Here is a 12,196-nt window from a genome sequence, read left to right as displayed (position 1 = left end):
CATGGACATGGAGAAAATCTACTTAACAATGAAACGTACCGGTGCTGGAAACATCGTGCTTGGAATCTTATCCATTTGTATTGGACTTGCATCTGGAATCATGCTGATCATCACAGGTGCGAATCTGTTAAAGAAAAAGAAGCATTTAAGTTTCTAAATAACATCTGAATGATAAAGGAACATGGAATTGGAATAAGATTTTCAATGTTCCTTTATTTTTTTACATTTGACAATAATGATATAAAATATGGAAAGAACAGACCTTGAAAGTGCCATATGCTTAAGAATCAATCTATACGCAAAATACCGATTTAAATTATAGATTGCTGATAAAAGACAGAGAAGCCAGTATTTTACTGGCCTCTCTCGATATTTTTATTTTATGTAATTCAAATTATTAATCCAATAAATCTTACGATTAATGCTGCAATCCATGCAATCATACATTGCCATAATGCCAGACCAACCGCCCATCTTGTTCCTAGTTCACGTTTTACAGATGCGATGGCCGCAACGCATGGAGAATAAAGCAAACTAAATACTAATAAAGAACTTGCGGCTAATGGTGTGATCGCCGCTGTGATGTTTCCATTGAATAAAACTCCTAATGTTGAAACTACACTTTCTTTTGCCATAAATCCACTGATCAATGATGTCACGATTCTCCAATCTCCCAATCCTAATGGTGAAAAAACTGGTACTAACACACCAGCTACCATTGCTAAAATGCTATGTGCAGAATCTTCTACCATATTTAACTGCAGATCAAATCTCTGTAAAAACCATACAACGATCGTGGCGACCAAAATCACAGAAAATGCTTTCTGTAAGAAATCTTTCGCTTTCTCCCATAATAATTGTGCTACATTCTTCACTCCTGGAAGTCTGTAATTTGGTAACTCCATAACAAATGGCACTGGTTCTCCTTTAAATAACGTTCCCTTATATAAAAATGCAATCAAAATACCTATCATGATTCCTGATAAATATAATCCTGCCATAATAAGACCACCACGTTTTGGAAAAAAGGCATTCACGAAAAAAGAATAAATTGGCAGCTTGGCTGTACAGCTCATAAATGGTGTTAAAAGAATTGTCATCTTACGATCTCGCTCACTCGTTAAAGTCCTTGTTGCCATAACCGCAGGAACTGTGCATCCAAACCCGATCAGCATCGGAACGATACTTCGTCCAGACAATCCAATCTTTCGAAGCACTTTATCCATAACAAATGCCACTCTTGCTATGTATCCACTGTCCTCCATTAATGATAAGAAGAAAAATAAGGTTACAATGATCGGTAAAAAGCTTAATACACTTCCTACACCAGTAAAGATTCCTTCAATCACCAGACTATGGATCACATGATTCACGTGAGCCGCAGTTAATGCCTGATCTGTAAGCACTGAGATTTTATCAATTCCTAATTGCAAGATTCCTTGAAGCCAGGCCCCGATCACATTAAATGTAAGATAGAATACCAAAACCATGATTCCTACAAAACAAGGAATTGCTGTATACTTTCCTGTTAGAACTCGATCGATCTTTTCACTTCGAATCCGTTCTTTACTTTCTTTTGGTTTAACAACGGTCTGTTCACATAAACTCTCAATAAAATCAAATCTCATGTCTGCGATTGCTGCACTTCGATCTAACTTACGTTCTGTCTCCATCTGCTTGACAATATGCTCTAACATTTCCATTTCATTTTGATCAAGCTTTAATTGTTCTAAGATCAAATGATCTCCTTCAATAGCTTTTGTCGCTGCAAAACGAACCGGTATCTGTGCCTTTTCTGCGTGATCTTCAATCAAATGTATTACTGCATGAATACAACGATGCACTGCTCCATTATGATCTTCTTTATCACAAAAATCCTGCCGCAATGGTTTTTCCTGATATTTTGCAATGTGAAGTGCATGTTTTACGACTTCATCGACTCCTTCATTCTTTGCCGCTGAAATCGGAACAACTGGAACACCTAGCAATGATTCCATTTCATTGACATTGATCGATCCTTGATTCCCAACAACTTCATCCATCATATTTAAGGCAACCACCATTGGAATGTCCATCTCTAATAACTGCATAGTAAGGTAAAGATTTCGTTCGATATTTGTCGCGTCTAAAATATTAATGATCGCCTTTGGTTTGTCTTCTAGTACGAAGTTTCTGGAAACAATCTCCTCACTACTATAAGGTGACATCGAATAAATTCCTGGAAGGTCCGTTACATTTGTTTCAGGATGTCCTTTGATCGCACCATCTTTTCGATCGACTGTTACACCTGGAAAATTTCCAACATGCTGATTGGCACCAGTCAACTGATTAAATAATGTTGTTTTTCCACAGTTTTGATTACCGACTAATGCATAAGTCAATTGTGTTCCCTCTGGAAGTGGATGTTCATCTTCTTTGGAATGATATTTACCTTCTTCCCCTAATCCCGGATGCTCAAAAGTTCTCATATATTCCGCACCCTTATGACTTCTGCTTCTTTCTACAATTGGATCAATTTCAATCTGGTCGGCTTCTTCTAATCGAAGAGTCAGTTCATACCCATGAATCTGTACTTCCATAGGGTCACCCATTGGTGCAAGCTTTACTACTGTGATCTCAACACCAGGGATCATTCCCATATCAAGAAAATGTTGTCTTAATGCACCATGACTGCCAACACTTTTGATCACTGCACTCTTACCAATCTGTAATTCTTTTAGTGTCATTTTTTTATATCCTTTATCTATCTTTATTGTTGTAATTGATTAGATGATTCTAACCAGTCATATTGTACCACATTTTTGATAATTTTTCTCAATAAGATAAAGATTTGTATAAAAAAATAATGATAAATCTACATCTATCTTGCAAATTTATCATTATTTTATATAACAATATTGACTTTTACTGTTGTGATTTCTTGAATTATGTCAAAATATTATAACAATCTTTGCTTTTTACTCAATTCCTGTCACTTTGTAATCTTTATCTTCCACTGTCTGTGTTAAGACGTCATCTGACACTTCATTTGTCATAGAAACAACTGCTGTTCCTTCTTCATGACTTACAATTGCTTCTTCTACACCCTCTAAAGATTCTAAGGCTTTCTTTACAGCAGCCTCGCAGTGTCCACACATCATTCCTTCAATCTTCATTGTTTTCTTCATTGTTTTTTCCTCCTGTTTTGTTATATTTTGAACCTGAATTTCTTCAAGTACTACACTGTTTTTGATCTTCTGGTCTTTGCTGGCATCATGCATTTTAAAGAGATTTAATCGTAATGCATTGGTAACAACACAGAAACTTGATAAACTCATTGCTGCAGCTCCAAACATTGGATTTAGTTTCCACCCAAGTAACATATACCAGGCTCCCGCAGCCAATGGAATTCCGATGATGTTATAAATAAATGCCCAAAATAAATTTTCATGAATGTTCTTCAGTGTCGCACGACTCAAACGGATTGCTGCAGGTACATCACTCAAACGGCTTTTCATTAAAACAACGTCCGCAGCAGCAATTGCGATATCTGTACCTGCACCGATCGCAATTCCCATATCAGCTCTTGTAAGCGCTGGTGCATCATTGATTCCGTCACCAACCATTGCAACTTTTCCTTTTTCTTTCAAGTCACGAATGACACTTTCTTTTCCTTCTGGAAGAACACCTGCGATCACATGATCAACACCAGCTTGTTTACCGATTGCTTTTGCGGTACGTTCATTATCTCCTGTTAACATAACCACACGGATTCCCATGTTCTGAAGTTCTTTGACTGCCTGAGGGCTGTCTTCTTTGATAACGTCCGCAACAGCAATGATACCAATCAGTTGTTCATCACACGCAAAGAATAATGGTGTTTTTCCCTGATTAGCAAGTTCTTCTGATTTTTTGATCATAGATAATGGAATTTTTGCATATTTCTCAATAAATCTCTGGTTTCCACCATAGACCGTCTCTTTATCAATCTTTCCAGAAAGCCCATTTCCAGCAATAGCCAAAAAGTTTTTAATTTCAAGATTGTCATGAATCTGCGCCTCTTCTGCTTTTTGTAAAATTGCATGAGCAAGCGGATGTTCACTCTTCTTTTCTAATGCATATGCAATGGAAAGTAATTCTTCTTCGCTGATACCTTCTACCGGTACCATATCTGTAACCTCTGGTTTTCCACTCGTGATCGTTCCTGTTTTATCTAAAGCTATGATCTGTGTTTTTCCTGTCTCTTCTAAGGATACGGCTGTCTTAAACATGATTCCATGCTTTGCGCCCATTCCATTTCCAACCATGATCGCTACAGGTGTTGCAAGTCCTAAAGCACAAGGGCAGCTGATAACTAATACAGAAATGCCTCTGGCAAGTGCAAATCCAAAACTTTGTCCGACAAGTAGCCAGATGATCATTGTTGCGATCGCAATACAAATAACAGTTGGGACAAAAATCCCGGATACTTTATCTGCAACCTTTGCAATCGGTGCTTTGGTTGCTGCCGCATCACTGACCATCTGAATGATCTGAGAAAGAGTTGTGTCTTCGCCAACTCTTGTAGCTTCACATTTTAGATAACCAGATGTATTTAATGTTGCAGCAGATACGGTATCTCCTTCTTTTTTATCCACAGGGATACTTTCTCCTGTTAAAGCAGATTCATTTAAAGCACTGTTTCCTTCTATGATGATACCATCTACCGGTATATTTTCTCCAGGTTTTACAACGAAGATATCTCCTTGATGTACCTGTTCGATCCCAACTTCTATTTCCTGTTCATTACGGATCACAACTGCCGTCTTTGGTGCTAATTTCATAAGACTCTTTAAAGCATCTGTCGTTTTTCCTTTGGATCTTGCTTCTAGCATCTTACCAACTGTGATCAATGTCAGGATCATAGCGGCAGATTCAAAGTAGAATTCATGCATGTATTTCATAACCGCATCCATGTTTTGATGCATCTGAGCATCTGTCATTGCAAATAGGATATAAACACTGTATACATAAGAAGCTGCTGATCCTAAAGCAACCAGAGTATCCATATTCGGTGCTTTATGGAATAAGCTCTTAAATCCACTAATAAAGAATTTCTGGTTGATCACCATGATGATTGTTGTAAATAACAACTGGATCAGACCCATTGCTACATGGTTTCCATCTAAAATCTTAGGAATTGGCCAATTCCACATCATATGTCCCATTGACAGATACATCAAAGGAATCAAAAAACATAACGATGTGATCAGTCGTTTCTTCAAGACAGGAGTTTCTCTATCTTTTAATAAATCTGCATCTGAAGAATTACTCTGCGTTTGCACGCCCTTCTTCTTTGCTCCGTATCCAGCATCTTCCACAGCTTTGATGATCACAGATGAATCTGCAGTTCCTTCGACACCCATTGAGTTTGTCAGCAGACTTACAGAGCAGGATGTGACTCCTTCTACACTGGAAACCGCTTTCTCCACGCGTGCACTGCAAGCAGCACAGCTCATGCCAGTCACTTGATATTGTTCCATGGTTTCCCTTCCTTTCATTTTGCTTGTCAAATTGTTATTTCATTAGTTTTTGTAGAACTTTTACTAATTCATCAATCGTCTCATCCTTTCCTTCTCGGATATCTTCTGCTACACAAGTTCTGATATGATTAGCAAGAAGGACTTTATTGAAACTATTTAAAGCTGCATTGACAGCAGATACCTGAACTAAAATATCGGTACAATAAGTATCATTCTCTACCATCTTTTTTATTCCACGAACTTGTCCTTCAATACGGCTTAGACGATTAATAAGATCTTTATATTCTTTGTCTGAACGTTCTTTTGTCTTGTGATGACAACAACATTCTTTTTTTTCTTCCATGTGATTTCCTCCTTTACGTTTGATATTATATACCCTGTTAGGGTATATTTCAAGATGTTTATTTGAGAAAATGTTGCAGTTATATAGACAATCTTGTTTTATATAACTTATAAAATGAATCAATTTTTCTAATATCATTGATAAAGTACCTAAAATAGCATATAATAATTTTAGGGATTAACTATTAAAATAGGAGGTGATACTATGATTACAACAACAGCAACTGATATTCAAAATAACTTTGGTAAATATTTAAAAGCTGTCCAAGAAGGTAATGAAATTATTATTTTAAAGAAAGGAAAAGAAGTCGCCAGATTAATTTCAAAAGACACAGGTATTTCTTTCTTGACTGATTCTTTAACTGGAATTCTAAAAAAAGATTATAACGAAAAGGATATCCGCGCAGAAAGGATTGCAGAAAAATATGAAAATATTGATTGATACAAATGTAATCCTGGATGTATTATGTGACAGAACTGATTTTGTAGAAAGCTCTTCAAAAATCTGGAAGTTATGTGAAGTAGAAAAAATTGATGGATATATTTCAGCATTATCTATTCCAAATATTGTTTATATTTTGAGAAAAGAATTAACACCAGAAAAAACTCAGCAAATTATTGAACAGCTGTTTATGATTTTTCATATTGCTGATCTAAAGTCTTCTGATATAAGAAAAGCGGCGAATATGAAAACTTCTGATTATGAAGATGCGATTCAAATGGTATGCGCACAGCGAATGAAAGTAGATTTTATTGTAACTCGTAATATCAAGGATTTTATCGAAAGTAAAGTACCTGCTATGAAACCTGATGAATTATTAGAACGGATATGATATAAAGGAAGGAGGCATTCCACAAATGTGGTGCCTCCTTTTCATTTGACAATTAATCTTCTTTTTCAACCTTACGGTTTTCTCTATTAGCAATCTCTTCTTTGATTGCAGCTAGGAAGTCATCTAACTTCATCTGTCCTTCATCACCTTTGAATCGGCTTCTTACTGATACAGCTTCGTTTTCTTCTTCTTTTCCACCAACAACTAACATATATGGAATCTTCTGAAGCTGCGCTTCACGGATCTTGTATCCCATTTTCTCAGCTCTTGTATCGATGTCTGCACGGATTCCTGCTACCTTTAATGTATCAAGTACTTTATTAGCATAATCTAAATGCTTATCAGAGATAGGAATCACTTCAACCTGTACTGGAGCTAACCATGTAGGGAAAGCACCTGCAAAATGCTCGATCAAAATACCGATAAAACGCTCGATAGATCCAAATGCAACACGGTGGATCATGATTGGACGATGTTTCTCTCCATCTGCTCCTGTGTAGTGAAGGTCAAAACGTAATGGGAGCTGGAAGTCAAGCTGGATTGTTCCACACTGCCATGTTCTTCCGATAGAATCCTCTAAGTGGAAATCAATCTTAGGTCCATAGAATGCTCCGTCTCCTTCATTTACCACATAATCAAGTCCAAGATCATCTAAAGCTGCACGAAGAGAATCTGTTGCAAGTTCCCAATCTTCGTCACTTCCCATGCTGTCATCTGGACGAGTAGAAAGTTCTACATGATACTTAAATCCAAATAAATTGTAAACCTGATCGATCAATCCTGCAACACCTTTGATCTCATCTTTGATCTGATCTGGTGTCATAAAGATATGTGCATCATCCTGTGTAAAACAACGAACACGCATTAATCCATGTAACTGACCAGATTTTTCATGACGATGTACTAAACCTAATTCTCCCATTCTTAATGGAAGATCTCTATATGAACGTGGTTCAGAATCATAAACAAGAACTCCACCTGGGCAGTTCATAGGTTTGATTGCAAAATCCTGATCATCAATAACTGTTGTATACATATTTTCTTTGTAATGATCCCAATGTCCTGATGTTTCCCATAAATGACGACTTAACATGATAGGTGTTGAGATTTCAACGTATCCTGCTTTCTGATGAATTTCACGCCAGTAGTCTAATAATGTGTTTTTAAGAACCATACCTTTTGGAAGGAAGAATGGGAATCCAGGTCCTTCTTCTCTCATCATAAACAGACCAAGTTCTTTTCCAAGTTTACGATGGTCACGCTTTCTAGCCTCTTCCATCATTGTAAGGTATGCATCTAATTCTGCTTTCTTTGTAAATGCAGTACCATAGATTCTTGTAAGCATCTGATTATGCTCATCTCCACGCCAGTAAGCACCTGCAATACTTGTAAGTTTGAATGCTTTCACTAGTTTTGTAGTCATTAAGTGAGGTCCTGCACAAAGATCAACAAATTCACCCTGCTGATAGAAGCTGATCACAGAATCTTCTGGAAGATCTTCAATCAATTCTACTTTGTAAGGTTCGTTTCTTTCTTTCATAAATGCAATCGCTTCATCTCTAGGTTTTGTAAAGCTTGTGATTTCAAGATTTTCTTTGACGATCTTCTTCATTTCTTTTTCAATCTTCTCAAGGTCTTCCTGTGTAAATGGAGTATCTTTCTCCATATCATAGTAAAAACCATTGTCGATAGAAGGTCCGATCGCAAGTTTTGTTTCTGGATATAAACGTTTTACTGCCTGAGCTAAAATATGGGATGCTGTATGACGGAATGCGTGTTTTCCTTCATCAGAATCAAATGTTAAGATATTTAATTCGCAGTCTTTGTCAATGACAGTTCTAAGGTCAACAACTTCTCCATCAACCTCACCCGCACAGGCAACTCTTGCCAGTCCTTCACTGATATCTTTTGCAATATCAATGACAGACATATTGTTTTCATACTCTTTTACAGATCCATCTTTTAATGTAATCTTCATCTTCTTATTCATCCTTTCTTGATATATAACGTTTTATTTATCCTGTCACAATTCTCTATAGATTTCTTCTATAATAAATCTATAACAGAAATAAAAAATCCCATGGACTAATAAAAATCCATGGGACGAGTTATCGCGGTTCCACCCTGGTTATCTGTTTCATATCCTTTGATCATAAACTCCAGAAACAGATCACTTAATCGACGATTAACGGTGTCAGCCGGGCTGGTTTACAGCCACTCCGAGGTGGTCTTCCTTTGTTTGTCTGCTTAGGATACTTTCAGCAAATGTATCCCTCTCTGGAAGCTTTCCACAAAGTACTCTTCTCATCAACGTTTTCTTCTTTTTGATTTCTTGTAAATTATAGCATTGTGATTCTATAAAATCAATACAAAAATAGAAAATTATAAACGATTCATTAATAAATAAGCATTCTTTACAACTGCTGCCGCCCATTCTCCGCCAACACAGTAATGTTTGTTCACTGCTGCCGCAGAAGTTCCAACATAGTAACTTCCACCTGATGTCAGGTATTTTTCATGTAAAGTTTCTGCAGTTGCTAAAAGTCCTGCTTCTTTCGTTGATTTGTTAATTCCTTTTGCATGATCCGATGTTACACCATATCCTGTCAGATTATTATCTTCCCTCGCACGGCGGCTCGTGCCCCATGCACTTTCATGTGCAGCGATTCCCATCAAAAAGACTGCATTCACATGATATTTTTCTTCCGCCTTGACATAAGCTTTCGCATCATCATACAAAGCAGTTCCTTCCAAGATATGTTTAGCGTCTGAAACTGTGATATGACTTAGAGCACTGACATCATTTGGATTAAAATATCTTGTCTGTTCCTCTTTTTTGATCTCTCCTTTGAACTTCTTGATCTGCTTCTTGATCGTCTGAACCTTTTCTTCCATTGGTTTGATCGGAAGTATCTGTTCGTTCTTTAAATACTGATCAAGCTGAATCGTTTCATTCTTATCAAGCAAAGTCTCAAAATCCGGATGATTGATTCCAAAAACATATTTGCTTGCGATCGTTCTCAGATTCTCATCTCCAAATAAATCTGCAAGCTCATATAAATCATCTCTTAACTGCTCATCTTTTTTAGAAATCTTCATAGAAGGAGTGATCTCCTGCCCATATAAAGCAATCTCCGCCTTGGAATTTGCTGTATACTTTTTGTAAAATTCATTTATAGATCGTGCTTTTTGCTGTTCCAGGCGAATCTCTTCCTCAATCTTTGCTTTTTGTTTTTTCAACTGTTTCACTTTCGCCTGTTTATCCTTGATCCTTCCTTCGATCGTATCCGAAGAACTCTTACTGATCACTTGTGTTGGCATTGGAATGACTTTGTTTTCTTCCTTTTTCTTTAATTTTGTCTTCTTTGTCTTAGTATGTTTCTTGCTTGTTGTCTTTTTCTTCTGCTGTTCTTTACTTTGCGTTCTTTTTGTTTCTTGCACCGTTGCTGCTGTTTCGGTAGAAACTTCTGTTGTCACTGCCTGATCGGTCTGTGTATCATCTGCATAAACCGGTATTACAGAGATTGTCATAATCGCGCATACAAATGCTGTCATAATCTTACGTCTCATGATTGCTTCCTCCCTTTGTTTGAACATTGTTATGACATGATCATCTTTCTAATACTCAATTTTATCTGGTAATTTCTACCTTACTCCTTTTTGTATAAAAATTCAAGTACGCAGTGTTACCTACTTGTAAATTTTTATTCTTTATGATGCAGGAAACAACCTTCCTCATGTGACTCGACCACTCCCACTGCCTGCAGATAGGAATAAATGATCGTTGTACCGACAAATTTCATTCCACGTTTCTTTAAATCCTTTGAAATCTGGTCGGATAATTCTGAAGATGTTTTTCCCGTCTCATGGATGATCTTATGATCTGTAAACTTCCATAAATATTCAGAAAAGGTTCCGTATTGTTCCTGGATTTTCATAAAAATAGTCGCATTTGATACGGCAGCAGATATTTTTCTTTGGTTTCTTATAATTCCTTTATTTTCTTTTAATTGCGCTTGTTTCTCCTCATCATATGCACTCACTTTATATACATCAAAATCATCAAACGCTTCTCTGAACGCTTCTCGTTTATTTAACACACACTCCCACGATAATCCTGCCTGAAACGATTCCAAGATCAGCATTTCAAACAATTTATGGTCGTCATAGACAGGCACTCCCCATTCTTTATCGTGATAATCAATATATATCGGATTCTTTGGATTAGCCCAACTGCATCTGTCTTTTCCATCGTTATATTTCATAAAAATGTCTTCCTCCATTATGTTTATTATAGTATAACTGACATCTTTGTCAGATCATCTAAAATCCACATTCACAACCACAATCTCCGCTTTCGTTCCGACCCTCATATTCGGGCCAAATAAACCGACACCTGAAGTTACGATCTGATGCGCATTTCCAACCTTACGATATCCATACGGATTCTTCCAAAACAAATGAATTGTAATATTCCCAGGGAACAGCTGTCCATCATGCGTATGCCCGCAAAGATCAATGTCTACTCCTGCCTGATTTAACTCTTCCAACTGCCTTGGCTCATGATCCAGTACGATCACAGGCTTTTTAAGATCCATTCCATTTACCAGTTCTTTTGGAGTCTTACGTCTGCTGATCCCACGGCCTACTTTCTCAGCATCTGGTCTTCCATAGAGATAAAAGCTTTGATCAATACAGACAGATTCATCTCTTAATAACTTCATTCCTGCCCTTTTTACAAATTCATCCATTCTTGGATCGCTGACCTTTTTCTTCTGGCCTCTGCCAAACGTAAATCCTGCAAGAATCTTTTCATCAATATCATGATTTCCATAAACTGCATAAACACCATATTGACTCTTTAGCTGTCGAAATATCTTAACCAACTGATCTGGATCATCTAATGCATCATATTCATTATCAAAAATGTCTCCTGCGACCACGATCAGATCTGGACTTTGCTGATTTACTTTCATTACCATCTGTTTCATCTGAGAACATCCAATATTGTATCCAAGATGAAGATCTGCAAGTAAAATGATCTTTAGCTTTTTATGATTTCCTGCTTTTTTATGTATCATTACGTGGTAGCTTGTTGTCCTGATATTCCTTGCATTACACACTCCGTAAAAACTGGTTGATACGATCAAGATCATACAAATGCTTCCAACAATTTTGAAAACTTTTGGTGTCCGAAACTTTTCCTGATCTGCTTTTACAAAATAGATCAAGATCAGGCGGATCAGATCCGCAATAAGGATCGTAAGCGCCAAATACATCAAAACACCCAGCCAGTAATTACTGATCAGTTTCATAGCTCGCCGTATCGTTCCTTGTGGAAACAAAAATGCGATCAGAATACTGAATGCAAGAAATACATAGATCATGACCAAAACTGCTTTGATCCATTTCTTTTTAAAATAAACATGACAAGTCTCTAACCATTTCAATATTCGGAATAAAAAATAGAAATTTAACAGCAGATAAAGTGGTGCTAAATATATTGCGATCATCTTATTT

At 36.9% G+C, this 12,196-nt stretch carries 10 protein-coding genes and 1 other annotated feature; of the genes, 3 read left to right on the top strand and 7 right to left on the bottom strand.

Translation table 11 applies throughout. From position 1 onward, the window contains the following. Window position 1: 1 nt before the first annotated feature. Window positions 2-157, top strand: a complete 156-nt coding sequence (locus QUE18_RS06565) for a hypothetical protein (protein ID WP_008390776.1) — start codon at window positions 2-4, stop codon at window positions 155-157. Window positions 158-389: 232 nt separating this feature from the next. On the opposite strand, the gene feoB is transcribed toward QUE18_RS06565, so the two are convergent. From feoB to QUE18_RS06550, 3 genes are all read right to left on the bottom strand, one after another. Continuing rightward, a complete protein-coding gene (gene feoB / locus QUE18_RS06560; RefSeq protein ID WP_009202872.1) occupies window positions 390-2,726 on the bottom strand; it encodes a ferrous iron transport protein B in 2,337 nt (778 codons plus the stop codon). A gap of 231 nt (window positions 2,727-2,957) precedes the next feature. Beyond that, window positions 2,958-5,501: a heavy metal translocating P-type ATPase gene (locus QUE18_RS06555; RefSeq protein WP_040343779.1), complete on the bottom strand. Its 2,544-nt coding sequence runs from the start codon at window positions 5,499-5,501 to the stop codon at window positions 2,958-2,960. Between the two features lie 34 nt (window positions 5,502-5,535). Beyond that, complete coding sequence (locus QUE18_RS06550; protein ID WP_015530511.1) at window positions 5,536-5,844, bottom strand: metal-sensing transcriptional repressor; 309 nt, start codon at window positions 5,842-5,844, stop codon at window positions 5,536-5,538. A gap of 204 nt (window positions 5,845-6,048) precedes the next feature. Here QUE18_RS06550 and QUE18_RS06545 point away from each other — a divergent pair, with 204 nt between their 5' ends. Beyond that, the gene (locus QUE18_RS06545; protein WP_008390766.1) at window positions 6,049-6,285 is read left to right on the top strand and encodes a type II toxin-antitoxin system Phd/YefM family antitoxin; all 237 of its coding nucleotides are present in this window, start codon (window positions 6,049-6,051) and stop codon (window positions 6,283-6,285) included. After that, a complete protein-coding gene (locus QUE18_RS06540) occupies window positions 6,269-6,676 on the top strand; it encodes a type II toxin-antitoxin system VapC family toxin (protein WP_009202870.1) in 408 nt (135 codons plus the stop codon). Before QUE18_RS06545 ends, QUE18_RS06540 begins: the two co-directional genes overlap by 17 nt. A 52-nt stretch (window positions 6,677-6,728) precedes the next feature. Here QUE18_RS06540 and thrS read toward each other — a convergent pair whose 3' ends face one another. From thrS to QUE18_RS06520, 4 genes are all read right to left on the bottom strand, one after another. Then, a complete protein-coding gene (gene thrS, locus QUE18_RS06535; RefSeq protein WP_040343777.1) occupies window positions 6,729-8,654 on the bottom strand; it encodes a threonine--tRNA ligase in 1,926 nt (641 codons plus the stop codon). A gap of 118 nt (window positions 8,655-8,772) precedes the next feature. Next, window positions 8,773-8,996, bottom strand: a binding site (T-box leader). Window positions 8,997-9,058: 62 nt separating this feature from the next. Further along, a complete protein-coding gene (locus QUE18_RS06530; protein ID WP_242852684.1) occupies window positions 9,059-10,246 on the bottom strand; it encodes a glucosaminidase domain-containing protein in 1,188 nt (395 codons plus the stop codon). A gap of 134 nt (window positions 10,247-10,380) precedes the next feature. Continuing rightward, window positions 10,381-10,941, bottom strand: coding sequence for a DNA-3-methyladenine glycosylase I (locus tag QUE18_RS06525; protein ID WP_040343775.1), 561 nt, complete (start codon window positions 10,939-10,941; stop codon window positions 10,381-10,383). 54 nt (window positions 10,942-10,995) lie between these two features. Beyond that, a complete protein-coding gene (locus QUE18_RS06520) occupies window positions 10,996-12,189 on the bottom strand; it encodes a metallophosphoesterase (protein ID WP_009202866.1) in 1,194 nt (397 codons plus the stop codon). Window positions 12,190-12,196: the final 7 nt, after the last annotated feature.

Origin of the sequence: Anaerostipes hadrus ATCC 29173 = JCM 17467, assembly GCF_030296915.1 — a bacterium.
In the GTDB taxonomy this organism is placed as follows: Bacteria; Bacillota; Clostridia; order Lachnospirales; family Lachnospiraceae; genus Anaerostipes; species Anaerostipes hadrus.
Note: the sequence above shows the minus strand (reverse complement) of the source record. Positions and strands in the feature narration are given on the sequence as shown.

Excerpts from the sequence above, each read along its gene's own strand:
- QUE18_RS06565 (WP_008390776.1), top strand. The coding sequence starts at position 2 with ATGGACATGGAGAAAATCTACTTAACAATGAAACGTACCGGTGCTGGA.
- feoB (WP_009202872.1), bottom strand. The coding sequence starts at position 2,726 with ATGACACTAAAAGAATTACAGATTGGTAAGAGTGCAGTGATCAAAAGT.
- QUE18_RS06555 (WP_040343779.1), bottom strand. The coding sequence starts at position 5,501 with ATGGAACAATATCAAGTGACTGGCATGAGCTGTGCTGCTTGCAGTGCA.
- QUE18_RS06550 (WP_015530511.1), bottom strand. The coding sequence starts at position 5,844 with ATGGAAGAAAAAAAAGAATGTTGTTGTCATCACAAGACAAAAGAACGT.
- QUE18_RS06545 (WP_008390766.1), top strand. The coding sequence starts at position 6,049 with ATGATTACAACAACAGCAACTGATATTCAAAATAACTTTGGTAAATAT.
- QUE18_RS06540 (WP_009202870.1), top strand. The coding sequence starts at position 6,269 with ATGAAAATATTGATTGATACAAATGTAATCCTGGATGTATTATGTGAC.
- thrS (WP_040343777.1), bottom strand. The coding sequence starts at position 8,654 with ATGAAGATTACATTAAAAGATGGATCTGTAAAAGAGTATGAAAACAAT.
- QUE18_RS06530 (WP_242852684.1), bottom strand. The coding sequence starts at position 10,246 with ATGAGACGTAAGATTATGACAGCATTTGTATGCGCGATTATGACAATC.
- QUE18_RS06525 (WP_040343775.1), bottom strand. The coding sequence starts at position 10,941 with ATGAAATATAACGATGGAAAAGACAGATGCAGTTGGGCTAATCCAAAG.
- QUE18_RS06520 (WP_009202866.1), bottom strand. The coding sequence starts at position 12,189 with ATGATCGCAATATATTTAGCACCACTTTATCTGCTGTTAAATTTCTAT.